Annotated in this window: 28 protein-coding genes; 3 read left to right on the forward strand and 25 right to left on the reverse strand. The window is 56.2% G+C overall.

Annotated elements, in window-relative coordinates; genetic code table 11:
* Nucleotides 1-9: 9 nt before the first annotated feature.
* The 22 genes from IM271_RS10510 to IM271_RS10610 all read right to left on the reverse strand — a co-directional run bounded on the left by IM271_RS10510 (nt 10) and on the right by IM271_RS10610 (nt 14,959).
* Complete coding sequence (locus tag IM271_RS10510) at nt 10-2,289, reverse strand: phage tail tape measure protein (protein WP_193052568.1); 2,280 nt, start codon at nt 2,287-2,289, stop codon at nt 10-12.
* Nucleotides 2,282-2,401 carry a GpE family phage tail protein gene (locus tag IM271_RS10515; RefSeq protein WP_041908052.1) on the reverse strand — a complete coding sequence of 40 codons (120 nt, stop codon included), beginning with the start codon at nt 2,399-2,401 and terminating at the stop codon, nt 2,282-2,284. The genes IM271_RS10510 and IM271_RS10515 overlap by 8 nt, the downstream gene beginning before the upstream one ends.
* Before the next feature lie 32 nt (nt 2,402-2,433).
* Nucleotides 2,434-2,736 (reverse strand): phage tail assembly protein, encoded by a 303-nt coding sequence (locus IM271_RS10520; protein WP_041908050.1) that lies wholly within the window; start codon nt 2,734-2,736, stop codon nt 2,434-2,436.
* Nucleotides 2,737-2,792: 56 nt separating this feature from the next.
* Nucleotides 2,793-3,311: a phage major tail tube protein gene (locus IM271_RS10525; RefSeq protein WP_136484965.1), complete on the reverse strand. Its 519-nt coding sequence runs from the start codon at nt 3,309-3,311 to the stop codon at nt 2,793-2,795.
* Between the two features lie 11 nt (nt 3,312-3,322).
* The gene (locus IM271_RS10530) at nt 3,323-4,510 is read right to left on the reverse strand and encodes a phage tail sheath protein (protein ID WP_041908048.1); all 1,188 of its coding nucleotides are present in this window, start codon (nt 4,508-4,510) and stop codon (nt 3,323-3,325) included.
* A gap of 124 nt (nt 4,511-4,634) precedes the next feature.
* Complete coding sequence (locus IM271_RS10535; protein ID WP_172616438.1) at nt 4,635-5,156, reverse strand: tail fiber assembly protein; 522 nt, start codon at nt 5,154-5,156, stop codon at nt 4,635-4,637.
* The gene (locus tag IM271_RS20215; protein ID WP_065366020.1) at nt 5,153-6,715 is read right to left on the reverse strand and encodes a phage tail protein; all 1,563 of its coding nucleotides are present in this window, start codon (nt 6,713-6,715) and stop codon (nt 5,153-5,155) included. The genes IM271_RS10535 and IM271_RS20215 overlap by 4 nt, the downstream gene beginning before the upstream one ends.
* A gap of 11 nt (nt 6,716-6,726) precedes the next feature.
* A complete protein-coding gene (locus IM271_RS10545) occupies nt 6,727-7,257 on the reverse strand; it encodes a phage tail protein I (RefSeq protein ID WP_063943035.1) in 531 nt (176 codons plus the stop codon).
* Nucleotides 7,250-8,158, reverse strand: a complete 909-nt coding sequence (locus IM271_RS10550; protein ID WP_136343796.1) for a baseplate assembly protein — start codon at nt 8,156-8,158, stop codon at nt 7,250-7,252. The genes IM271_RS10545 and IM271_RS10550 overlap by 8 nt, the downstream gene beginning before the upstream one ends.
* Before the next feature lie 5 nt (nt 8,159-8,163).
* The gene (locus IM271_RS10555) at nt 8,164-8,514 is read right to left on the reverse strand and encodes a GPW/gp25 family protein (RefSeq protein ID WP_041908038.1); all 351 of its coding nucleotides are present in this window, start codon (nt 8,512-8,514) and stop codon (nt 8,164-8,166) included.
* Complete coding sequence (locus IM271_RS10560; RefSeq protein ID WP_041908037.1) at nt 8,511-9,152, reverse strand: phage baseplate assembly protein V; 642 nt, start codon at nt 9,150-9,152, stop codon at nt 8,511-8,513. The genes IM271_RS10555 and IM271_RS10560 overlap by 4 nt, the downstream gene beginning before the upstream one ends.
* Before the next feature lie 103 nt (nt 9,153-9,255).
* Entirely contained in the window at nt 9,256-9,723 is a 468-nt protein-coding gene (locus IM271_RS10565; RefSeq protein WP_193052569.1) for a phage tail protein, read from the reverse strand.
* Nucleotides 9,686-9,931, reverse strand: a complete 246-nt coding sequence (lysC, locus tag IM271_RS20220) for an Rz1-like lysis system protein LysC (protein WP_236327693.1) — start codon at nt 9,929-9,931, stop codon at nt 9,686-9,688. Before lysC ends, IM271_RS10565 begins: the two co-directional genes overlap by 38 nt.
* Nucleotides 9,819-10,244, reverse strand: coding sequence for an Rz-like lysis system protein LysB (lysB, locus tag IM271_RS10570; protein ID WP_193050867.1), 426 nt, complete (start codon nt 10,242-10,244; stop codon nt 9,819-9,821). The genes lysC and lysB overlap by 113 nt, the downstream gene beginning before the upstream one ends.
* Entirely contained in the window at nt 10,241-10,783 is a 543-nt protein-coding gene (locus tag IM271_RS10575) for a lysozyme (protein WP_193052570.1), read from the reverse strand. The genes lysB and IM271_RS10575 overlap by 4 nt, the downstream gene beginning before the upstream one ends.
* Nucleotides 10,767-10,988 carry an HP1 family phage holin gene (locus tag IM271_RS10580; protein WP_045260131.1) on the reverse strand — a complete coding sequence of 74 codons (222 nt, stop codon included), beginning with the start codon at nt 10,986-10,988 and terminating at the stop codon, nt 10,767-10,769. Before IM271_RS10580 ends, IM271_RS10575 begins: the two co-directional genes overlap by 17 nt.
* Nucleotides 10,979-11,182, reverse strand: coding sequence for a tail protein X (locus tag IM271_RS10585; RefSeq protein WP_193050871.1), 204 nt, complete (start codon nt 11,180-11,182; stop codon nt 10,979-10,981). The genes IM271_RS10580 and IM271_RS10585 overlap by 10 nt, the downstream gene beginning before the upstream one ends.
* Before the next feature lie 180 nt (nt 11,183-11,362).
* The gene (locus IM271_RS10590) at nt 11,363-11,803 is read right to left on the reverse strand and encodes a DinI-like family protein (RefSeq protein WP_041908026.1); all 441 of its coding nucleotides are present in this window, start codon (nt 11,801-11,803) and stop codon (nt 11,363-11,365) included.
* Nucleotides 11,804-11,912: 109 nt separating this feature from the next.
* Nucleotides 11,913-14,102, reverse strand: coding sequence for a replication endonuclease (locus tag IM271_RS10595; protein WP_193052571.1), 2,190 nt, complete (start codon nt 14,100-14,102; stop codon nt 11,913-11,915).
* A gap of 1 nt (nt 14,103) precedes the next feature.
* On the reverse strand, nt 14,104-14,325 hold the full coding sequence (locus IM271_RS10600) for a TraR/DksA family transcriptional regulator (RefSeq protein ID WP_193050875.1): 222 nt from the start codon (nt 14,323-14,325) through the stop codon (nt 14,104-14,106).
* Nucleotides 14,325-14,552: a DUF2732 family protein gene (locus tag IM271_RS10605; RefSeq protein ID WP_041908021.1), complete on the reverse strand. Its 228-nt coding sequence runs from the start codon at nt 14,550-14,552 to the stop codon at nt 14,325-14,327. Before IM271_RS10605 ends, IM271_RS10600 begins: the two co-directional genes overlap by 1 nt.
* Before the next feature lie 68 nt (nt 14,553-14,620).
* Nucleotides 14,621-14,959 carry a DUF5347 domain-containing protein gene (locus IM271_RS10610; RefSeq protein ID WP_048958928.1) on the reverse strand — a complete coding sequence of 113 codons (339 nt, stop codon included), beginning with the start codon at nt 14,957-14,959 and terminating at the stop codon, nt 14,621-14,623.
* Nucleotides 14,960-15,186: 227 nt separating this feature from the next.
* Between IM271_RS10610 and IM271_RS10615 the strand changes: the two genes are divergently transcribed.
* Entirely contained in the window at nt 15,187-15,762 is a 576-nt protein-coding gene (locus tag IM271_RS10615) for a phage repressor protein CI (RefSeq protein WP_041908019.1), read from the forward strand.
* 193 nt (nt 15,763-15,955) lie between these two features.
* A complete protein-coding gene (locus tag IM271_RS10620) occupies nt 15,956-17,125 on the forward strand; it encodes a DNA repair protein (protein WP_041908017.1) in 1,170 nt (389 codons plus the stop codon).
* On the opposite strand, the gene IM271_RS10625 is transcribed toward IM271_RS10620, so the two are convergent.
* Nucleotides 17,126-17,890, reverse strand: a complete 765-nt coding sequence (locus IM271_RS10625; RefSeq protein ID WP_193052572.1) for a siderophore-interacting protein — start codon at nt 17,888-17,890, stop codon at nt 17,126-17,128.
* A gap of 147 nt (nt 17,891-18,037) precedes the next feature.
* Between IM271_RS10625 and IM271_RS10630 the strand changes: the two genes are divergently transcribed.
* Nucleotides 18,038-18,532, forward strand: a complete 495-nt coding sequence (locus IM271_RS10630; protein ID WP_059358387.1) for a PadR family transcriptional regulator — start codon at nt 18,038-18,040, stop codon at nt 18,530-18,532.
* On the opposite strand, the gene IM271_RS10635 is transcribed toward IM271_RS10630, so the two are convergent.
* Nucleotides 18,529-20,088 carry a methyl-accepting chemotaxis protein gene (locus IM271_RS10635; RefSeq protein ID WP_028014479.1) on the reverse strand — a complete coding sequence of 520 codons (1,560 nt, stop codon included), beginning with the start codon at nt 20,086-20,088 and terminating at the stop codon, nt 18,529-18,531. The genes IM271_RS10630 and IM271_RS10635 overlap by 4 nt on opposite strands.
* Nucleotides 20,089-20,424: 336 nt before the next feature.
* Nucleotides 20,425-21,945, reverse strand: coding sequence for a PAS domain-containing methyl-accepting chemotaxis protein (locus IM271_RS10640; RefSeq protein WP_193052573.1), 1,521 nt, complete (start codon nt 21,943-21,945; stop codon nt 20,425-20,427).
* Between the last annotated feature and the right edge of the window lie 264 nt (nt 21,946-22,209).

Below are 22,209 nucleotides of genomic sequence, written 5' to 3' on the forward strand. Positions count from 1 at the left end.
TCTCTCTCCTCAACCAGACATAAAGCTGGATAGCTGCCGTCTCGCTTGTTCACGTTCACTATTCTCTATTGCCTCCCGGATTTGACGCGTCAGATCCATTCCGGAGGCCGTGCCCCCCTGCAGCGTGATGTTGTACTCGCTTTTACTCTGATCGACATAAGAGCGTCCCCCTGTGGCGATGGTTGGCTGATACCCCTGGTAACCGCCATAGGTCCCCGTACCCGGAATATAAGAGCTGCCCACAGGAGAGGATGCCGCTTCTGCTTTTGCCGCAGCGGAGTCGAGATTCCCCGACTCGTTTTTGATAAGACCGAGTTTCTCCAGCAGCCAGCTGGCCTTGCCGCTCAGGCTGTTAAAGAGATCAAGCGGTGCCGTTAACGCATCGCCCAACGCCTGCCCAAAAATCACGCCAGCATTTTTACAGCCATCCAGCGTTTCCTGCGTCGCCTTGATCGGCGCAACCAAATCGGTGAACCATTGCCAGATACCGCCCAGCTTCTCCGAGATAGCATCAAATACCGTTATCACCGGTGAGAACATCGCCCCCAGCGGTGCGAAGGCCGTCGAAAGCCCTTCCATCACCCCGCCAAAGAAGGCGCTGATGGGTTCCCAGTATTTAAAAATCAGCAAGGCTCCGGCGGCAATCGCCGCACCAAGGGCAATCACCGGCCAGCTAAGGGCACCCAGCACCGTCATGATGGCGCCCCCCACTACGCTGAACACCGTTCCCAACATCCCGGCCGCGGTGATGATCATATTGACGCCCGTCAGAACCGGGGCGATAACCGTTCCTACGCCGCCCAGTACGCCAGCAAACGCCTGCGCACCGACAACAATGCTGGCTAGGGTCTGCGTCAGCTCAGGGTTGGCATTCACCCAAAGGGTGGCCGTGCTGAGCCAGCCGGTTGCGGTTGTTATCAGGTTGCGCAGAGCGCCATCTGCTTTATCGAACACGTCAATCTTCAACCCGCTCCACGCGGCCTGGAATCGGTTGATATCGCCGTCAAGATTATCGGTCTGAACGGAAGCCGCGAGCGCGGTACTGCCCTTTGCCCCCTGCAGCTGCTTACGTTTTTCATCAAGCGATCCATCACCCGCGGCGGAAACCAGCGCCCCTGCGGCTTTTATGGCATCCGGAGTCTGAACATGGCGCAACATCGCGCTGAGCGCGTCCCCGGCGGCGGCACCTTTCATCCCCTTTTCCGCAAGAACGCCAAGCAGCGCAGAAGTCTCTTCAAGCCCCATACCGGCGGCATCCGCAGCGGGCGCAGCGGAGGTGACGGCCGCCACCATCTCAGCGAGGCTGGTATTCGAAGAGGTAAAACCGCGCGTAAGCACGTCTGCGATGCGTCCGGCATCTACATCTGCCAGGTTATACGCGGCCTGCGTGCTGCTGATAATATCGGCCGCTTTTGCAGCGTCGATATTCCCCGCCTGACTGAGGTTGATCGTTGGCACAGTGGCCGCAAGCACTCCATCGGCGTCATAGCCTGAACGGGCCAGTGCGCTCTGTGTCCGGACGACCGCATCCGCAGGCGTTCCGGTGCTAACACTAACTTCCCGTGCCTGCCGGCGAATGGCCTCAAGCCGGAGGTCTCCCTTCTCCAGGCCAAGGTTTGCCTGAATGGCAGACATCTGTTTTTCAAAACTGATGCCTGGCGCCATAAAGCGGGACGTCTGGTCAAAGCCCGCTTTTGCCATACTCACGCCCGCATTAGCCAGTTGCTGCACTCGCGAGATAGCGCGCTTGCCTGACTCGTAGCGGTTCTGAACGGTACTCAGCCGCTCCTGCTGCTGGTTGACGCGGGCTAGCGCATCCCGCTGCCGGTTAAGCTGCTGCGTTTTCTCGCTGATGTTGGTTCGTAGACGACGCTCGTCCGACGAAAGCGTGCGCGTGTTTATCCCCGCCTGTGCGAGCTCAGCACGTTGACGCTGTACCGAGTAGCGTAAGCTGTTGTACTCAAGCTTAAGATCGGCTGCCGATTTTCGGGCCGCGGACAGCGCATCAGCCTGTGCCAGGGTTGGGTTTTTCGTGTTTTTAAACTGCACCGCCAGCGCCGCTGCCTGCTGTTTCGCCTGAGCAAGGGACTGCTCCGTCATGGCGAGCTGGCCGTTTGCTTTCCTGAAGCCGTTGATACGCCCCGCCTGCTCATCGAGTGCCCCGAGCGCCACCTGCGCATCGCGGATATCGTTCGCGAGAGTGAGGCTGGCGTTATGGAGAGCGTTAAGCGGTCGGGTTGCCCGGTCGACAGCCTTAAGCAATTCCTGAAGTCTGACATTATTACTCATGGTGGTTTCCGCTTCGCTGCAGCGCTTTTTCGCGCCATAAGAGGAGTTCGGTCACGCTCAGGGTGTACAGCTCTGACGGCGGCCAGTGAAATATCACCGCGATATCCGCCATCAGATCGTCGACCGACAGATTTTCAGGAAATTTCAGCGAGCCGAAGCCGGTGACAAAAAACCGATCACCTTGCCAGCAAAAGAGAGCAGATCGCAGGCATCCAGGCGCGCAACCTCATGCTCGGTCAGGGCTGGCGAGGTCATTCGCGGCAGCACCTTGATCAGCGCATCTACGTCAGATTGCGCCAGCGACGCCAGAGATACCCCTCGCAGGGTCCCTGCATTCGGTTTTGAAACGGTCACCTTTTCAATTTTTTGCTCACCTCGCTGAACGGGGCTATCTAGCGTGACGATATGTGGATTTTCGTTCATGGCGATCTCGTTGGTATTTTCCATTTCGTTACTCTTCACAAAGTTAACTTACCGGCCGGCGATCCCGGCCGGTTAAAGGGTTACAGGCCGATGGCCTTACGGTGTTCTGCCAGGCGATCGACACCATCGACTTTCAGCACCATGTTGATGATGTCGATTTCGATGATCTCTTTGCCATCAATGGTCAGCTGGTAGTAGGCGCACTCGGTGGACATTTTGGTGGTGCCGCTCTCGCCCTGCTTGTTTTCACCACCATCAAACTCTTTATGACGACCGCGCATGACGATTTCGACGGCGGAAATTTCGCCGGTGTCATCGCGCTGATAAGAGCCGGTAAAGCGCAGCGGCACGCTGTCCGCGCCCGGAGAGGCATACTGCGCCCACAGAGCGGCGTCCGGCAGCCCGCCAACGGTCCACTCCAGCGCCAGGGCATCATCGTCCAGGCCGAGATCGACAGAGACCGAGCCGGGCATACCGCCGCCGCGATACTTCTCCAGCTTGCGGGTAAGCTTCGGCAAGGTGACGGACTCAACAACGCCCAAGTAGCTCAGGCCATCGTTGAACATATTCAGATATTTCAGTTTGCGTGGTAACGCCATGCTTCAGCTCCTTAGCTATTAACCGAATCTGACAGGTCTGCCAGATAGGTATCGGTGATGCGCTGGCGCAGGGTCAGATTTTCCAGCGGCGGGACAGGGGTGTAGTCATAATCGATATACAGTTTCCCCGCTTTCAGGGTTGATGCGTCGTTCGACTCAGGGTCATACCAGCAGGAGCCGTCGACGATATAGCCGTTGGTTTTCAGCTCGCGGAACTTGGCATTAATACCGGAGACGATGTCGCGGATAAGCGTTGGCGTGATGGGTTTATCCATCGCCCACGCGTGCGCTTCCGCCATGGTATCGGCCAGCACCTGCGCGGTACGGGTGTAGTTTTCAAAGACGAATAACGGATCGTCTGAGCAGGTGCGGTTACCCCAGAATTTGAAGCCGTCGTTGCGAATCAGCGTGGTGACGCCAGCCTGGTTAAGCAGGTTCGCGTCGGTGGCCTGTTCCTGCAGATCCCAGGAGACCGAAGCGCTTACGCCAGTGACGCCGTTAACGCCAACGTTTGACAGGGTTTTATGCCAGCCCATTGTCTGATCGATTTTGGCACGCAGGCCAAGCGCACGGGCGGTCGCCCAGGCCATTGTCGTCGCATTCGTAGTGGTATCCCACGCCAGAAAATCAGGGTGGATAACCATCAGCTCGCGCTGGCTAAAGTTTTTGCGGTAGTTGATCGCCTCAGAAATGGTTTTGCACCCCCATGCGCTGACATAGCCAAACGCGCGCAGGCTCTGGCACGTAGCGGCCAGAGCGGTCGCGACTTCCTGAGAGTCCAGCCCCGGTACGCCGAGAATGCGTGGCTTAACGCCGGTCACCGTTTTCGCCGTGAGAAGCGCCTTCAGACCGGTGTATTTACCGTTTTCATCGGTGGTACCGATGATGTTGGAAACGGTCTGTTTGCGGGCCTCTTCCGGGGTTTCTGCGGTGCCTTCAGCCACGCGAACAACCACAACAACCGGTTTACACTGGTCGGCGATCGCCTGCAGAGAAGCGGACAGCGTCCCCGCCTTGCCGGCTTTCGCAATCGCGCTTTGCACGTTGGTAATGAGCACGGGCTCGTTTAAAGGAAATGTCTTGTCGTCAGCATCGCTGGCCGTACAGACCATGCCGATGATTGCCGTCGAGACGGTGGAAATGGTGCGGGTGCCATCGTTGATTTCGATAACTTCCACGCCGTGGTGATAGTCGCCCATCCGGTTAACTCCTTCGTTTAGTGGTGAGGCTATTGTCTGTGGAGCGCGCGATTGATGCGACGTATTGGGGTTGGGGAAAGGATTACACAACAAACGAAAAGCCCTCCGGAAGGAGGGCTTGGGGTCAGGCAGGGAGTTCGGGCCAGTCGATATCAGGGGCAGTACTGAGATCCAGCCGGTTTAGCGTCACCCGGTAGCGCTTCCAGAGTAACAACGTGGCAGCTTCCTCGTTTGTTGCAATGCCGAGCTCGAAAGCATCCTGGAGGGGGGCAATAACATCCGAAGCTTCGGCAAGCAATTCACCTCTTCTGGTTTCCGCCTGTTGAATTAATTCCTCCTGGGTCAACTGGCGTGGAATAATTTTAGTGCCATTCCATACCCACTCACCGTGTATATTCAGCCCTTCGGGCACTTCTGTTGGATCGACTTCTGAAACTGACATCCCCAGAGGAAAAAGGCGATCAGCATCATTACTAAAAGAGCGAATAATATTATTTTTGTCGTAGCAAATTTTCAGTGTTTCAGGCTGAAATCGTGACATATGGTAATACCAGTCAAGCCCCTCATCTGACTGAAGAAATATAGCATTAAACAAAAACTCTTTGTATTTTGGTTCATATTGAACGAAATTTTTAAGGGTAATCATGCTGTATGACCTACAGTAATCCATCCGATATTAGACATGTACTTCTGAATTGGGCGATAGAAAATGGTATCGCCACCGGGGTTATCACCTTCAAAGTTGTAGCCTGTCATAGCACATCCAGGAGGCACACGCTGCCAGGCATTTTTTACAATCGTAAATGCTCCCTCCGCACCCATGGCAACATCCCGGACAAAGTATTGCAGTGTCCAGTCCTGTCGTGCATAAGGGCTTAAATCCTGCTGAGGGGGTGGATTGTTTGATGAGTAAACTCGTACTCTGCCACCAGATTCAAATACACCTTGCCCTGAATAGATATTTCCACTATTCGCAATCGCTCCATCAGGAGCAACTGTTGCCAGAAGATGATTATTCATCAAAATAGCGAAGCCGGTAACATCGGTTCCTCCCCCTCTCGTCAGACCGATAGCCATTGAATTGTCATACCATTCAAACACCGCGCCAGAGACAATCCCACCCACACCAGGCTGAGCACTTACAAGTGTCGCTGTGTTTCTTTCAGATGGCAGCGTGCCCACACTTCTAAACCTGAATGTGCCGTTATAACCTCCGCCATTCGCTGATACCGCGCCAACCTCGTCAGGGGTGGGTTTATTTACGGTATCATACTGTTTTGTCCATGGTGACCACATACCGCTGTACAGCGTACGGATATATGAACGAGATCCAACGTATATCCGGTAAACCTGCGTAATACCTGCGTGTTTAAAAATCTCAAGCGCCCCGGCAACAGCCTCAGGATAGTTTTTCCCGGTTTGCGCCTGCGCGTTTGAGGGCTGATAATACAGTCCCGGTGTGGTGTAGGCATTCAGATCAGCAGCATTACCTATTTCCACAGCCTGAGTATTAAAAATATCCTGGGCGGTGATACTGATATCTTCCGTCAGAATATGTCCGTTAACCTTTCTTCCTGATGGCACACGGCCATTAGCATTATCGTTAGCAGCCTTAACCGCTTTCGGCGTCGCCGCCAGCACTTCTGAGGAGCTATCAGTCGCACTACTAAGCTGAGTAAACCCTTTAGCCGTTAGCGTTGCATCAGGATGGCGACGAGACTGCTCATGTTCTTCAAGCTTCTCATCAACGTACTCCTGGGTCGCCATTACCGTAGACGTATCTATCGAGAGTTCGACTGACTCAATGTCGCTTACCATGATGACCATACGCACGGTCTGCGCACGTCCGGATCCTTCCGCCAACAACGGCTTATAGCTTTCTGCCATGTTCCCAACGGCAATCAGTGTCCCTGTGTCATCATAGAGGCCCATTTCTCGCATCCAGAAACCACCGGTTTCAGGCGGAATGAGCAGCTCCGCGATCACATAATTCTGATGCTTGTTATCCTGGCTGATTTTATTCAGTGCATGGCGCCAGACTTCATTAACCAGCTTCGTCTGCCCGGCATCAGGCACCGGCAACGTGCCCCCACCGTCACCCACCGCCATCGCCGTAAAATTCACTTTCTTGCCGTTCGGGACGGTCGCTGCAGCCAGTTTTTCGGCACCGGCTTTGGTGATAACCGTTTTATATTTCACTGTCATTGTGCTCTCACTTATCCGGGATAAACCGTGATGATGTCGCCGTCATAGCCCAAGGCGCCGGTATAGAGATAACCCGGAATGTCCTGGATGATATTCAGGCCAATAAGGTGGCGGCTGGCAGGCTTTGCATCAGCAACCAGCCTCTCCATTTCGTAATACATTTCCTCGTTAATACCGGTGTCCAGCACGCCAATATCAAGGCGGAAAGTGCCGGGCGGATCGTTGGTTTCCCACCACTCGGTGACGTTGATCAGATAGCCAAGCGGCTCCACCACGCGACGCACGGCGCCAATCGTCCCTTTGTGGGCATGGATAAACCACGCCGCGCGGATCACGTCCCGCTTGGTGGCTTCCGGCCAGCTCTCGTCCCAGCGGTCAACCGAAAATGCCCAAGCCAGCCACGGCAGCAAATTCGCCGGGCAGGTATCCACATTCCAGAGGTGGCGCAGCGGAACGGGCGTATTTTCGATGTCCGCACAGGCGCGCGCTGCCGCGATCTCAAGGGGCGATGAGCCAACCGGTAAAAGGCGGGTGTTACTCATCGTTCCCTCCCACGGTTACGCTGTAGTGGCTGCACCATGAGGCCTGGGTTTCATCAAGCACGATGTCAGCCGCGGGTGCGGTCAGTTCCACCCGCTGCACCCCTTCCACGTGAAGAGCGGCGTAAATGGCAGATTTGCGAATATCGCGTCCAAGCCGATGCTGAGCCGTGATATAGGCCTGTAACCGGGCTCTTGCCGCATTGAGTACCGGCTCGCTTTCAGGGCCGGGAAAAAGGAAAAGCGATGCTTCAATGCTGTAGTCAACTATTTTGGCCGACTGTACGGTAACGCGGTCGGCAACCGGCCTGACGTCTTCATCGTTTAGGGCGTTACGAACAATAGCGATCAGCTCTTCAGACGCTATGCCGTTATTCTCCCGGGAGAGTACGGAAATCGTGACGTTCGCCGGCTGCGGGCTGATGACGGAGATGTCCGCTACCCGGCCATCGGCACTGCGGCCATGGAACTGGTACGCGCCCGTCGAACCGGCCACGCTCAGCCCTTCCGGCGCCTGCTGGATGCGCAGACGAAAATCGGTATCGGACTCCATCACAGCCGGCGTGGGTGGGAACGTGGTGTCGTCGGCAGGGGCGATCACCAGACGCGCAAGGTTAGCGTTTGCCCCAATCTGGTCCAGATCGCTGCCCGCTGCATAGGCTAACATGACCGCACGCGCGGCCTCGTTAACCCGCTGACGCCACATGACTTCCCGGTAGGCGTTCTCCTGCAGCAGCTTCACAATCGGCTCGGATTCCAGGGTCAGCGTCCGTGCAATCGCCTCTCGCTCCTCTTCCGGATAGAGCGAGACAAAGGTGGCCTTTCGTTCTGCCAACAGCGTTTCATAATCCACCTCTTCCACGACATCAGGCGCGGCGAGCTGGCTCAGATCAACAATAGCCATAGCGTTTAACTCAGTGAAATGGTGATAGAAAAGGATTGTCCGGAGGTCGGGCGCGTGCCGGTGATATCGACATACAACGTCCCGTCGTTCTCCGAACGCTCGAAAGTGATTGCCGTCAGGCTTATCCGCGGCTCCCATTTCTGGATGGCGGAATAGCATGCGGACATGATTTGCAGACGCAGCGCAGGGCTCTGCGGCCTGTCGATCATCGCCGCCAGCAGCGAGCCGTAATCCCTCCGCATGACCCGCGAGCCAATCGGCGTGACCAGAATGTCGCGCACGCTTTGCCGGATGTGTTCAGCCTCTGAAATGCTCAGCCCGGTCTGCCTGTTCATTCCCCTGTATCGCACCGTCATTGTGTCCCCTTAGTCCAGCTTCCGCCGCTTTGCACGCTGCCGTGCGCGTGGTTGTCCACCTGCACCCCGTTGGAGGTGAATTTACCGCCGGAATGCTCAATATTTCCGGCCATCACACCGCCCTGCTGCACTTCAAGAGAGGCGGTAATTAACTTGTTGGTACACACCACTTCAGGCGTATCCAGCGTGATGCGGGAAGTTGACGTCACCCGCACCTCCGGCACGGTGGCGGTCAGCGATTCCGAGGCGGTAATGTCGGCCGTTTTAATGCCAGTAACCGTCAGCGCCCCGCGTTCGGGTTCGTACTCGATCACCGCGCCGTCAGGGAACGATACATGGAGCGCGTCAGACGACCCGGACGGGGCCGGATGGTCGTCCGAGAAAATGCCGGGCAGCACAAAGGCGGTATCAAGCTCGCCTCCGATGGCCAGCAGCAGCACCTGCTCGCCCTCGGAAGGCGCCCACCAGACGCGCGAACGTCCCGCACGACAGGTTAGCCAGTTCAGCCAGGTAGTTTTCATCCCGCCGGTCTGGACACGACAAAGCCCTCTGTTGAGGTCAACCTCGGTCACAACACCGATACGAATCAGATTGCGGATCGCGCGAGCGATACCGTTCATGGAAGTTAATGTATTCATGAGAAGAGAATGCCGTTCAGGAGGAACGGCAGCAACGAGACGGGGTTTTATGCGGGATGAAACAACACGCTGTACAGACAGCGAGCTCTCGGCGCGGGGGAACTTACGCCTCCCACTGGCTGACCAGCTCACCGTTGATGTACAACGACGTCGGACGCGTGACGGGCTCCGGCAGCGGCGGCTCCGGGGAATACGTCACGTGCAGAGCGCTCTGATCCTGTGCAACAAGCATGCGCTCGGTTAATTGCAAACTGATGCTGATATCCATCGTATCGTCATCGTTTAAGACGATCGTGAAGGAACATCCGTTTTTACGGCCTTCATCAAGGGTAAAAATGTCCGGCTGGTTTTCCCGAAGCCAGGCCAGCACGGGAACGAACAATCCCTCGCTGTCGCCTTTGAAACCGCTGACCTTTGCATTCAGTTGATAGTGTTTTTCAAAGGAGAGCGAGGAGGCCAGGCGGGCGTCAATATGCCCGCTTCCGACCGACATCTGCAGGCGTTCCGGGCTAGCGTTCAGTTGGGGGATGGCGTCAATTAATGCCTGACGCAGGCTCTTGAGTTTGTGCATCGAATTTATCCTGACAGTTTTTAATGGTTTCAACCTGCAGCGCGCAGGCGATAAGGGCATACTCAAGCCTGCGAATATCCGCGCTGAGATCGCCGTTAGTGGCGGGTTCGCTGCCCGGCATCGGGCAGAGGCTCACCTTCGGGCAGGCGTGGTAAACAATGGGCTGCGGAGGCGCAGGCGGTGCGGGTGTGCAACCTGCGGACAGCATCAGGCAGCCGAGCACTATACCAGCGGCGTAACGCTTCATTTTCATTGAGTAATCTCCCGATAGTCGCTTCCCGTCTCGCGCTCTCTTCGCCCGCAGTGACAAGCGCCTCGCGGAGCCTGACCTGGGCGTTTTCGTTTGATCGGGCTATCCGTTGTGACAGGGACAGCTGCTGGTTAAGCGTGGCGAGGGCCGTTTTTTGCTCGCTGGCGACCCGGTTAGCCGTGGCTAAGGAACGGGACAGGGTCAGGTTGTCATGACGGAGCCACAGCGTGATGGCCAGCAGTCCGGCCAGCGCCAGCATGAGGGCTCTCATGGCAACCCCTTCGTGCACCATGCCTTCTCGCGGACACGGCGATTTTCGAGCCCGGTATTTTTAACGCCGTTGACGTACACCCAGCGGGTAAGCTGCTCGCACGCCTGCGACCACTGTTTACGCTTGATAAAGGACACCAGCGTCGAACGGCAGGCAGCGCCTGCGCCGACATTAAACGTGAAGCTCACCAGCGCGTCGTAGACCCGAGGCGGCATCTCCACCGGCGCGTCGTAGACCCGAGGCGGCATCTCCACCGGCGCGCACGACGCCAGCCGCCGCTCCACGTTGAGCACATCAGCGACCAGGTTTGCCGCGGCCTCGCGTTCAGTAATGTCCCGCGTGGGTACAACGTTTGCCGTGTGGCCAATGCCTGACGTCCACACCCCGGCACTACACCGGTAGGGCGAGAGGCGGCATCCTTCAAGATCGGCAATCAACGCCAGCCCCTCCGGAGACGTTTTCAGTAACCGAAAATCAGGCATCAGCACCGCCAGGGCCAGCACGCCGGCGACGCTGCAACGCTTAATGATTGAGTTCACGAATGCTCTTCTTATCGAGGCCAAGAGATTTGAGATAGCGCCAGGTTTTTCGCTTAAACCAGTAATTCGTCAGCGCGGTAAAAATGGCGCAAAGACTTCCCACGTACAGCGCGACTTTGTCAGGAGACATCGCCCCGAACCAGGCCAGCGCCACGGCCAGCCAGTAGGCGATAAACGTGGTGATTTTCTCCAGGCTCAGTCCCATAGGTTTACGAATTCTTTTGTGGGGGCGCTATCCACCTCCGGCATCTCTACCGGCGTGCCGTGAGGCAAGATAACCCCTAACTCCGCGAGGCCAGAGTTGGCCTTCAGAACGGCTTCAACGACGCCAGCCGTGCGCCCATAAAAGCGGGCGCAAACGGCATCAAGCGTGTCCCCCTGCATTGCATAGATCTTCATCAGTCGCTCCCAACATCCGGTTTCCAGGTACTGAAGAGTTTCCCGGGCCAGCAGGCTTTTCGCTATCGCTGACGGATGGACGCTCGCGGACACAACAAACCATCCGAGGGAAGCGAAGCGCGGTTCAATGGGAACGTAAAAATCTAATGAGGGTGTTCGGTCCGGGTAACAAAACCGGGTTTAGCGCCAGCTCTCGTCTTCCCAGACTTCCCGGAGAATAGTGTCCAGCGCCTCGCGATCGGCCTCTTTTTCAAGCCCCTGGAGCTCTACCCCCGTCACCGAGCCTACTCTCACGGTCACCCTCGTTGACGGAAACAGGGACCCTATTCTGCGGGTCAGTTCGCACTGAAAGGCTTCGGCGACGGACTGGCCAGCCAGCCGATCTTTATCGAGAGTAATGTTCACCCGAACGTTACTCTCTTTTTTGATTCGTTCCGGAACAGGCGATGCCGAGAAAACAACGGTAAAGGCGTTGTTCTTGATTAAATTTCCCCGCGCAATCTCAGCAATCAAATTCAGGGCAATCTCACGATCTCTTTCCTGACACGTTCCTTCTGTCGTCAGCCGAGCAATCATCTCGACTCGTTCAATCATGACCTGCTCGTTCAACTCTCTGTCCACACAACCTCCACCACGAGATACTGTATAAACATACAGTAGCATGTATTCATAAAAAGAGTGAAGCGAAAAATCAGAACCTTTAACGGTATGTACATGATATCGATAAAGATTAGCGTACTCGCTTGGTTAACAAATCCGTTAAATACCCAATACGTTCAAGGATTTTCCGCGCCTTTTCCTGATAAGAACACGCTACAGGAAATAGCGTTCCGTCAGCTGCGCCCCTGCACCATTTGTCGTTAAAACGGCTAACGCCTCCGGCCATAAGATGCAGGGCCTCGCCCCGGCTGATGGCTATCCCGGTGGCGAGCCGTATCTCGTCAATCACCTTCTCTGGTACCCCGTTCTGCGGGTCGCTCGCGAAGACGATGGGCGACGTAGCACCGGGGCGGATGAATTTGATGCGTTCGGTTAATGCCCGTCTCGCACGCCGGCTTAGGGGCTGAGACAGATCGTCCTGCGTACAGTTATTGACAGAACTCCGAGAGGGCTCAGGCGCATTCTTAATTTCCGGGGCCCTCTTCGGCACAATTTTCCACTGGGTGAGCCGGGTGACAATCGGGCTGCCCGCGCCGACGGCGGAGTCGTACACGCCACGAATACGGACCGTTTCCTCGCCGTACTGGTTAAACCCGGCGCGCGGTCCATACAGCGTGCGCACCTGTAAATCATCGCGACGGACAAACGGCCCGCCCTGCGCAGTAACGTAACCCGCCCAGTCACCGGCGTCGGCGGCATCATGGACGGCGGCAAACTCAACGCTCAAGCCGCGCGCGGCCTCAGTATCCGCCATACGTCGCAGCTCGCGGTAGACCGTTACCGGCGCGCCGCCGATGAACTGAAACTGACGAATGTGCCAGCGTCCCGCCCAGGCCGAAACGGCGGACGCCGTCTCCTTCAGAAGCCCGCCGCTTTCGTTATCGGTCTCGCCATCGAGCGCATAGCCGTCGATATTCTTTGAGATGTATTTGGCTATGTAACCGGTAGCACTGCCTTTCTTAGGATCGATCGCTTCCGCGTGAAAGCGCGCTCTTATGGCACTTTCGCTCTGCAGCTCAACAGCATCCTCCTGCCGCGCGTAATCCCCGATAATCTGGCGAACGCAGTCAACATCTCCCGGCAGCATAAACATCAGCATGTGCCAGTGGGGCGTACCGTCGTGATGGGGTTCCGCAACGCGGATACCAAAAATACGGCGCCCGTCCCGGTGGAGTTTTGCCCGGATACGTGCCCAGAGACGGGTAAAGTAGCCTTGCGTATCCGCCGGGCTGGCCCCGTTCCACTTAGCGTTGGGGTAGCCCGATTTCACGGTCGCGTGATACTGCGCGGGCGCGGTTAAGGTATAGAACTCGCCCACGTAGCCCAGCGCCTCACAGATATTTTCAAACCCGCGGATGCGGGTCATCAGTTCACAGCGGCGTATCGCCGGGTTAGACACCGAGGTATCGTATTTTTCAATCAGGCTGATGCGGTTGCCCTCTTCATCTTCAAGCTCCATGCCCTTGAGAAATTCGCGGGTGCGGCGCTTCTGCTCGCGCCACTCGGTCACGCAGCGCCTGCTCGCATACGCCGTTCTCTTTTTGCTGACGTTGCCGAGGGCAATCTGCAAATGCTCGCGCCAGGCCGCCGCGATACGGCGCAGGCGCCCGCGCCACCACACCTCGGAAAACATGCGGATCACCGCCGAGGCAACGTCATCTTTGTTGAAAAACGTCTTTGACACCCGTTCCCAGTGGGGAGGCGAAACGTTGAACTGCCGGGCGATCAGTCCGGCGCGCTGGTACCAGACGTAAAGCGTCCGGTATTCGCCCATCTCAGCATCGTTAATATTCGCCAGCTCGCCGCGAATAAAGCTGGCGATATCTGCGGCCAGCAGGTCGATGTCCGCGCGGGACATATCCGGAAGACGGTTATAGCGCGTAACCAGCTCAACCATCCTCGAAGCGAGGTATTGCAGAATCTGGGTGTCGAAATGGTCATTAAACACGGCCCTGGAGACCGTATTGTGCAGGCCCTTGCAGGCATAGCGTTCAGAGACCAGACGCAGGCGGGGCAACATCCTTTTGCAGAAGCGGATCGAGAAAGCATTAGCCTTCAGGCTGCCCTGATGCTGCTCGAGGGCGTCAATCGTGCGCCAGACCTCGAAGCGCACGCAGTCAGGCTGCTGTGAGAGGGCAATTCTTGCCTGCTGCAGCGCCGCGAAGAGGCGATCGCGACGCTGCTGTTGGGTGTGCGTGAGGTAAGGGCTGGCAATGGCCGACCGTGGAGCGTTCCACGGATAAGCAAATGACGTCGCCAACTCATCCTCCCCGGACGTGTTTATTTTTCATCTCCGCGATCTCCTGGCATGTGATGCACAAGGCCACTCCAGGTACCGCCTTTCGACGCGCCTCAGGTATCGGCGCATCGCAGTCCTCGCACAGAAAACGCGAAGGCAATGCGGGTCGCCTGCGGGCACTGTTAATGTGGCGCTCTCTGTCTTCCTGCTCGCGCGCCTGCGCAAGATCGATAAAATCGGCCATCAGTGCAGCTCCTGTGATTCACGCTCGTAGCGGGCTGCCTCGTGGCACAGCAGTTCGGCAACGTCCTCTCCGCTCATGCCGGTTTTGTAGATATGGCTCGCCAGCGCCTCCAGGCGCAGGGAGACCGCGAGGGCTCGCGCGCATCGTTCCTCTGTTTTAGCCTCCATCAGCAGGCGTTTCAGTTCTTCACTTCCGATCGGATAGGGGCGGTTTTCACTGTTTCGCATCACGCGTTCTCCTTAATTTCAGGCAATAGGCTGCCCGGCGGGTTTACGCCATTAGGTTTTTGGTTGGGTTATATCGGCATGGTCAGCCGTTCAGGAAATAAACTCACAACGGCACGAAAATGATTCATGGCGTTAATTAGCGCCCGTTTCTCTTCGGTCGTCAGCTCGCTGATATCGCACTCATGACGGGCGACAGGTAATCTCGCCAGGTAAAAGATGGCGGCCAGCGCCCTGCTGTTCTCCTCAAAACAGGGATCGCGCTTATCGCGCAGCTCGGCCATAAACCGTGCCAGCTCTTTTCCGCTATCGCTCCCGTATCGGGCGCGCAGTTCAGCGACGTGGTTAAGCCCGTTAAGACGCGCTCCCACGCTAAGTGGAACCCTTGCATGGGCAGCTTCTATCGCCATATCTCCCCTCGCATAAATTCACGCACGCTAATGTGCTGAAAACGCTCATAGCACGGCATTTTCCGCCGTTTGATGATTGCGATTTCACAAACCATGCTGCAAAATTCCCATTTTGATAATGTCTGCAATCATTAGCCTCTGTTTGCCAACTTCTGCCGCTGATTGCTCGAATTTGCAATGATATTAATACCCAATTGAGTATTAGTAAACACCCAAAGGAATATATTTTGATACTGGATTCTCAAGTGAATAATGAAGAGTTACTCGATAGAATCTGTCAGGTGTATGGTTTCACGCAGAAAATCCAGCTGGCCCGGCACTTTAATATCGCCGCCAGCTCGCTTCAGAACCGCTACGCGCGCGGTACCATCTCTTACGACTTCGCGGTTCAGTGCGCGCTGGACACCGGTGCCAGCCTGCGCTGGCTGATGACCGGGCAAGGTGCGCAGTTTGAAGGTAACCCCGCATCGGGCGATCCGGTTTCAGTTTCGGCATTCACACTCAGTGATGGTAAGCTGGAAGAAAATACCATTTTGAGCATCGATGCCAGTTTCTTTAGCAAACCGCTGGCTCGCGGCATCGCTGTTCGGGCGGAGGGAAAGCTTCACTTTATCGAAAAAGAGGCGTCTTTAACCGACGGCCTTTGGCTGGTCGAGATTGAAGGCACCGCCAGCATCCGCGACTTAACGCTGTTACCGGGCAAAAAACTTCACGTAGCGGGCGGTAAAGTTCCATTTGAGTGCGGTATCAACGAGATAAAAACGGTGGGTCGCGTGGTGGGGATCTACAGCGAGGTTATTTAAGGGACAGAGCAGGAAACAGTGAAAACGAAGCCATTTTGCGTATTCGCTTTCCTGCTCATATCTCATACCTCACAAAGTGCAAATCTAAAGAAATCCCCCATCGCGCCGATCATCATCCGTGTGTATTATTTCCTGTAGCTTTTACAACAACTACCCTTAACTCAAATACTTAAGCGCCAAAGCGAAAGGCATCATGAGCACACCGATCAAACGGCTAGAAATCATTAAAAATGCCATTGAACTGGAAGATGACGACATCATCCAGAGCCAGCTGACACGCCTGAAAAATGAAGCGTTTGACGATGAGCTACAGGCAATCGTCGTGGCGCTTGAGGAAAAGAACTATACCTCGGCCATGGCGGCTATAACCGCCTGGCTGCAGGGCCAACGCGCCGTGACCCAGTGGCGTGACCCACAGGTAGCCGCCAGCAAGCTGGAGCTGAAGGCGCTGGAAGAGCGTCTGCGCGATCTGATTGACCGCCGCAACGCGCGCGTGCAGCAGCTTGATGAGTTCAACGATCTCTATTTCTCCCGCCTCGGACCGCTGATGCAGCAGATCCTCGCCCTGCGTAAAACGCTGGCGGAGCTGAACCTGCGTCGTCAGCAGGCGGAGGCACGTCGTCGCGAGGAGGATTACCGCCGCTGTCAGCGCTATATGGCGCAGGCGGTGGAGGTGCTGGCGACGCTTACCCAGCGCTGGCGAGATCTCCCGGCTGACTCCGTCCAGGCCGCTCAGGCGCGTAAGCATCTGGAGCAGCAAAGCAATCTGATTGCCAACCTGCTGGCCGAAGCGCTCGAACTGGAAAGCGGCTTAACGCGCGAAGAAGAGCCCGCGCGTCAGGCGCGCGACGAGGCCAACGAAGAGTACGAGAAGTATCGCGAACAGCATCACGATGCCGAAGTGCGGCTGCGCAAGGGCAAACATCTCTCGGAAGAAGATCAGAACGAACTCAAGCGCCTCTGGCGGCAGGCGAGCAAGCTCTGCCATCCGGATTTAGTCGCAGACGATCTGAAAGAGGAAGCCAACGCGATGATGGTGCAGCTCAACCAGGCCAAACAGCGCGGCGACGTCAAAACCATTCGCTCGCTGGTGGCCCGCCTGCAGCAGGGGTTCGAGCCATTGATGGCGAGCGACAGGCTGAACGATCTGGAGCGTATCCGCAAAAAAATGGCGCAGGTCCGCGAGCAAATCGACACCTTAGTGAACGAGCTGGCGGAGCTGGAAAAAGAGGAGTCCTGGCTGCTGGTCTCGTCGCTGAGCAATATGGAAGCGTACTTTGCTCAGCAGGAGAAAGCGCTAAAAGAGGTATGCGCCTCGCTCGAACACCAGGTTAACGAAGCGCAAATGGATTCGGCAGCCTGATTATTTAGCGTGCCAGTATGCGCTGGCACGCACCAGATGCTGGTCAATTGCGTTGGTTTCAAACTGGCGGCTCAGGCTTTTTACCACCTTCCCTTCTCCGGTCAGCCAGATAAAGTAATCCTCCGCCGGCACGGCCAGCGCCGCCAGACGGTCAGCCACCGCATGCTCGCTGTGGCCCACCACCCAGGTGATGTTGAAATCACTCAGGTGCGCCAGATAGTCCTTATAAGATTCGTCACCTACGGTCACCACCGCGTGAATCTCCGGACAAACCGGCAGTTTAGCAATGCTCTCTAAACGTCGACGCAGCGCCGGCATGCCGGACTCGTCGCACACGTACAGCTGCCAGGCGTAATCCTCCGGCACTACCAGCGAACCGCGCGGGCCGCCGATCGTCAACCTGTCGCCCACCTTCGCCTCGACTGCCCAGCCGCTGGCAATCCCGCCGTCATGAATGAAGAAATCGAGCGCCAGCTCATGATTTGCCTCATCGTACAGCGGCGTATAGTCGCGCGCCTGTGGACGTACGCCGTCGCCCCAGTCGATGCCTTCATCGGTGACCTTCGGCGGGACAAACGTGGTGCCAGGTGCAGGGAAAAAGACTTTGGTGTGGTCGTCGAAGCCGCGGGAGCTAAAGCCCTCCAGCGCCTCGCCGCCTAAAACAATGCGCTGAAAGCCTGCGCTAATGCGCTCAACGCGGCGCACCGTCAGCTCGCGAAAGCGCAGGTCATTACGCACGCGCTGTGGGTAACGGGTAGATGCCATTTTTAGCCTCTTCTCTGGTGAATACGATATATCGGAATTGATTTTCAAATGATAATGATTACTAATCAGTAAAAAAGCAAGATTTTTTAGATTGCATCTGAATATATCTTAGATATAGTTTAGATATATCAAATTAAGAGACATAACATGCGACATGAACACGACGGCGGTGGACGCCGACCGCGCTTTTTCGGCCACGGCGACCTGCGACTGGTGATTCTGGATATCCTGACCCGCAGCGCCAGCCACGGCTATGAGCTGATCAAAGAGATCGAGAACCTGACCCAGGGGAACTACACGCCGAGCCCCGGTGTGATCTACCCGACGCTGGATTATCTGCAAGATCAAACCTTTATCACCATTACGGAAGAAGAGAGCGGTCGTAAGAAGATTGCGATTACCGCTGAAGGACAACGCTGGCTGGACGAAAACCGGGAACAGCTGGAACAGATCCAGGTGCGTATTAAGGCGCGCAGCGTCGGCTTTGAGCTGCGCAAAAACCCGCAGATGAAGCGGGCGCTGGATAACTTTAAAGCGGTGTTAGACCTGAAGGTAAATCAGGGAGAGTTCAGCGACGCGCAGCTCAAGCAGATTATCGGCATAATCGACCGCGCGGCGCTGGAGATCTCCCAGCTGGATTAAGCCGGCGCGTGCTCGCTCACTCGGAATACGCGAACCAGCTCTTTCAGGTGCATCGCCTGCTCGTTAAGGGATGCCGCCGCCGCGACGGACTCCTCCACCAGCGCAGAGTTCTGCTGGGTGGTGGCATCAATCAGGCCAATCGCGCTGTTGATCTGCGAGATCCCCTCCGTCTGCTCGTGGCTGGCCTGGCGGATCTCGCGCAGGATCGTGTCCATCTCCTCCACGTTGCCGACCATGCCGTTGATCAACGCGCTCGCTTTTTCCACCAGATTCATCCCGTCCTGGGTCTGGCTGGTGGAGCTCTCGATCAGCTCGCGAATTTCACTGGCAGACGACGCGCTCTTCTGGGCAAGCTGGCGCACTTCCCCCGCCACGACCGCGAAGCCGCGACCATGTTCACCGGCACGGGCGGCTTCCACCGCTGCGTTCAGCGCCAGAATGTTGGTCTGGAATGCAATGGCGTCGATCAGGTCGATAATGTCGGACATCCGGTTCGACGTCTCGTTAATCAGGCGCATTTTGCTGGTCACCTGCTTCATCATCTCCCCGTTGTTTTTGACCACCGTGGCGGCATCTGCCGAGAGATTAGTCGCTTCCCCGGTGTGCGAGGCGGTGTTTTTCACCGTCGCGGTGATCTGCTCCATCGAGGCGGCGGTCTGTTCAACGGAACTTGCCTGCTCCTCGGTGCGCGCGGCAAGATCCTGGTTACCAGCGACAATCTGCGCGGCTGCGCTGGAGATATTCTCCGAGCCCGTTTGCACCTGCTGCACAATATCCAGCAGGCGGTTTTTCATCTCCATCAGCGCGTGCAGCAATAGGCCCGTTTCGTCTTTGCCGTGCGGCGTGATGCTGCCCGTCAGGTCGCCCTCTGAAATGGCATTGGCAAAATTCACCGCCTCGCCGAGTGGGCGGGTAATAGCGCGCACGATAAACCAGCCAATCAGGCTGCCAGCGGCGACGCTAAAGAGGGTGATCAGGATCAGCAGCAGTCGGCTGGACCTGAAGTCTCCTTCCACCTGCGCCCCCGCACTCTGCATCTCATGGTTCTGAATCGCAATCAGCTCCTGCACTTTAGCTTTATAGGCCTGCTGCACGGTGAGGGTATGGGTCATCATCTCCTGGATAGCACCCGCACGGTCATTATTCTGCACCGCCTGCAAAATGCGATAGCGCGAGTCCAGATACTGCTGACGAACGTCGCGGATCTCGGCAAGGACCTGCTGCGATTTCGGGTCCTGCAACACCGTATTCAGCTCGCCCAAAATCACCGTGATATGCTCGCTGATCTCTTTAAGATGCTGCTGCGACTGTGCCGTGTACGTTCCCTGTTCATCCAGCAGCATGAGCTGCTGAGTGCTAATAAATTCCTGGAAGTTGTCGATTAACTGGTTCGCTTTTACCGTGGTGGGATAATCATGGGTAATGATGGATTGCATCCCGTTGTTAGCCCGGTTCAGGCTCAGTAAGGACATACTGGCGCTGATCACCATCAGGACAATAAAGAATCCAAACGCCAGAAATAATTTCGTGCCGATCTTTACGTCATGTAAGAACATATTTACTCCATCGATGTGATTATTTCTCAGACGATCGCTGTTATCGGTAACGAATCCGCTAACTTTATGACTTTGATCGTTTTTTTATTTCATAACCATCACAATGGATAGGTAGAGACTATTGATTCCGCCCCATCGATCGTTACCAGACCACCAGAACAGGGTTTTGCAAAATAGCATCGGGAAAAACTGACTTAGGCAGGGATAAATAACTGAGACATTTTCTTTAGTTATTTAATATCTCATTAACAATAAAAAACATTAATAGTCACAACCACAAATAAAAAAGCCGTTTATTCCTTACGGTACAAACGACTTTTCCGGAACATTACTGGCTCAATGGAGCACCGTCACCGCATCCTTAAGACGCCCGGCGCGGTGTTTCACCATGGCAGAGATATGCGCGCTCTCCTCGACCAGGTCGGCATTTTTTTGCGTAATGCTGTCCAGTTCCGCCACCGCGCGGGTTAGCTCTGACAGCCCGGTCGCCTGTTCGGACGTCGAGTGGCTGATCTGCGCGATGAGCTGCGTGACGTTTTTCACCTGCTCGACAATGTCATCCATCGTGCGGCCTGCGGCGTGCACCTGCTCCGAGCCGGACTGTACCCTGCTGGCGCTGGCATCAATCAGCTTGCGGATATCGTTAGCCGCATTCGCGCTGCGGCTGGCAAGGTGGCGCACTTCCCCCGCGACCACGGCAAAGCCTTTCCCCTGCTCGCCGGCTCTTGCCGCTTCAACGGCCGCATTTAGCGCCAGGATATTGGTCTGGAAAGCGATGTCGTTAATCAGGGAGGTAATCGAGCCGATGCGCTGCGTGCTATCGGCGATGTCATCCATCGTTTTAACCACGGTCTGCATCGCGTTGCCGCCTTTCGTCGCCGCGCTGCTCGCGGCGACGGAGAGTTTGTCCACTTCGGCGGCGGTTTCTGAGTTGCTCTGAACGGAAGCGGCCATCTGGTTCATCGTTGCGACGGTCTGCTGCACGTTCGCCACGGTCTGACGCGTACGATCGTTCAGCGCTTCGTTCCCCTGCGCCAGCCTGTCGCTGCCGTCACGGACGCTCATCACCTGGCTTGAGACGTCATTGATGAGCCAGCGGCACATCAGCCCCAGTTGTCCTACCGCGCGCAGGGTCAGCCCCAGCTCGTCGCTGCGGTTCAGATGCTGCACGCTGTTGCGCTCGCCGGTCGCCACCTTCAGCGCCTGATGCGCGACGTTTTCGATCGGGCGGACAATTTGCTGCTCAAACAGCAGCGTTCCCAGCAGCGTTATCACGGCGGCCGCTGCGAGCGGCACCCAGCCTGCGGAGGTGGTCACCAGGGTAGCAGCAAGCGCGGCAAAGAGCGCCGCCATCACGCTGCGTACGCGCCAGCGTAGCGGCATGGAAGGAAGTTTACCCAACCAGCCCTTGCGCACCACCAGTCCTTTATGGATGCGTTTTTTACAGCTCCCGTTATTCAGCGCCCGGTAGAGCGGCTCTACGGCAGCGATCTCTTTCTCCGTGGCTTTGGTGCGGATCGACATATACCCCGTCACCTGCCCATTCCGCACCATCGGTACCGCATTCGCGCGCACCCAGTAATGATCGCCATTTTTACGCCGGTTTTTGACAATGCCGCTCCACGGCTCACCCTGCTGCAGGGTGTACCACATATCGGCAAACGCCGCTTTTGGCATGTCGGGATGGCGCACCAGATTGTGCGGCTGGCCCATCAGCTCATCAAGCTGATAGCCGCTCACCTGCACAAAGGTGTCGTTTGCATGGGTCATATAGCTGTGGACGTCGGTGGTCGACATTAAGGTGGTGTCATCGTCCAGAGGATAATTATTCTGGGTGACACAGGAAGGAGAAGACATGACGGGCATTCCTTGCAGGTTATTCGAATGTTAATTTTGTGGTTTATTGTTTTTTCGGCGGTAAACAATTTATCTTTAGTTGTTAAACTTGATGGAGATCGCAGATTTCACTTAAACCGCACTTTTTGTGAGATTTTATAATTCATTGATTCCAAATACTTTCGCAAAGAAATTACCTATAAAGCATGACCTGTTAACGCCCACTTAAGCCGCAAGCCATGCACTCCTTTAGTGCAATTGCCTTTTTGTGCACCTGAGAATGCG

It is taken from the genome of Enterobacter cloacae complex sp. I3, from assembly GCF_014896175.1.
GTDB classification, from domain to species: Bacteria; Pseudomonadota; Gammaproteobacteria; order Enterobacterales; family Enterobacteriaceae; genus Enterobacter; species Enterobacter bugandensis.

Excerpts from the sequence above, each read along its gene's own strand:
- IM271_RS10525 (WP_136484965.1), bottom strand. The coding sequence starts at position 3,311 with ATGGCGTTACCACGCAAACTGAAATATCTGAATATGTTCAACGATGGC.
- IM271_RS10640 (WP_193052573.1), bottom strand. The coding sequence starts at position 21,945 with ATGTCTTCTCCTTCCTGTGTCACCCAGAATAATTATCCTCTGGACGAT.
- IM271_RS10620 (WP_041908017.1), top strand. The coding sequence starts at position 15,956 with ATGAGCACACCGATCAAACGGCTAGAAATCATTAAAAATGCCATTGAA.
- IM271_RS10510 (WP_193052568.1), bottom strand. The coding sequence starts at position 2,289 with ATGAGTAATAATGTCAGACTTCAGGAATTGCTTAAGGCTGTCGACCGG.
- IM271_RS10635 (WP_028014479.1), bottom strand. The coding sequence starts at position 20,088 with ATGTTCTTACATGACGTAAAGATCGGCACGAAATTATTTCTGGCGTTT.
- IM271_RS10565 (WP_193052569.1), bottom strand. The coding sequence starts at position 9,723 with ATGCACAAACTCAAGAGCCTGCGTCAGGCATTAATTGACGCCATCCCC.
- IM271_RS10600 (WP_193050875.1), bottom strand. The coding sequence starts at position 14,325 with ATGGCCGATTTTATCGATCTTGCGCAGGCGCGCGAGCAGGAAGACAGA.
- IM271_RS10625 (WP_193052572.1), bottom strand. The coding sequence starts at position 17,890 with ATGGCATCTACCCGTTACCCACAGCGCGTGCGTAATGACCTGCGCTTT.
- IM271_RS10545 (WP_063943035.1), bottom strand. The coding sequence starts at position 7,257 with ATGAGTAACACCCGCCTTTTACCGGTTGGCTCATCGCCCCTTGAGATC.
- lysB (WP_193050867.1), bottom strand. The coding sequence starts at position 10,244 with ATGAGAGCCCTCATGCTGGCGCTGGCCGGACTGCTGGCCATCACGCTG.
- IM271_RS10560 (WP_041908037.1), bottom strand. The coding sequence starts at position 9,152 with ATGAATACATTAACTTCCATGAACGGTATCGCTCGCGCGATCCGCAAT.
- lysC (WP_236327693.1), bottom strand. The coding sequence starts at position 9,931 with ATGCTGTCCGCAGGTTGCACACCCGCACCGCCTGCGCCTCCGCAGCCC.
- IM271_RS10585 (WP_193050871.1), bottom strand. The coding sequence starts at position 11,182 with ATGAAGATCTATGCAATGCAGGGGGACACGCTTGATGCCGTTTGCGCC.
- IM271_RS20215 (WP_065366020.1), bottom strand. The coding sequence starts at position 6,715 with ATGACAGTGAAATATAAAACGGTTATCACCAAAGCCGGTGCCGAAAAA.
- IM271_RS10580 (WP_045260131.1), bottom strand. The coding sequence starts at position 10,988 with ATGGGACTGAGCCTGGAGAAAATCACCACGTTTATCGCCTACTGGCTG.
- IM271_RS10535 (WP_172616438.1), bottom strand. The coding sequence starts at position 5,156 with ATGATTACCCTTAAAAATTTCGTTCAATATGAACCAAAATACAAAGAG.
- IM271_RS10630 (WP_059358387.1), top strand. The coding sequence starts at position 18,038 with ATGCGACATGAACACGACGGCGGTGGACGCCGACCGCGCTTTTTCGGC.
- IM271_RS10555 (WP_041908038.1), bottom strand. The coding sequence starts at position 8,514 with ATGACGGTGCGATACAGGGGAATGAACAGGCAGACCGGGCTGAGCATT.
- IM271_RS10605 (WP_041908021.1), bottom strand. The coding sequence starts at position 14,552 with ATGCGAAACAGTGAAAACCGCCCCTATCCGATCGGAAGTGAAGAACTG.
- IM271_RS10610 (WP_048958928.1), bottom strand. The coding sequence starts at position 14,959 with ATGGCGATAGAAGCTGCCCATGCAAGGGTTCCACTTAGCGTGGGAGCG.
- IM271_RS10515 (WP_041908052.1), bottom strand. The coding sequence starts at position 2,401 with ATGGCGGATATCGCGGTGATATTTCACTGGCCGCCGTCAGAGCTGTAC.
- IM271_RS10520 (WP_041908050.1), bottom strand. The coding sequence starts at position 2,736 with ATGGAAAATACCAACGAGATCGCCATGAACGAAAATCCACATATCGTC.
- IM271_RS10530 (WP_041908048.1), bottom strand. The coding sequence starts at position 4,510 with ATGGGCGACTATCACCACGGCGTGGAAGTTATCGAAATCAACGATGGC.
- IM271_RS10550 (WP_136343796.1), bottom strand. The coding sequence starts at position 8,158 with ATGGCTATTGTTGATCTGAGCCAGCTCGCCGCGCCTGATGTCGTGGAA.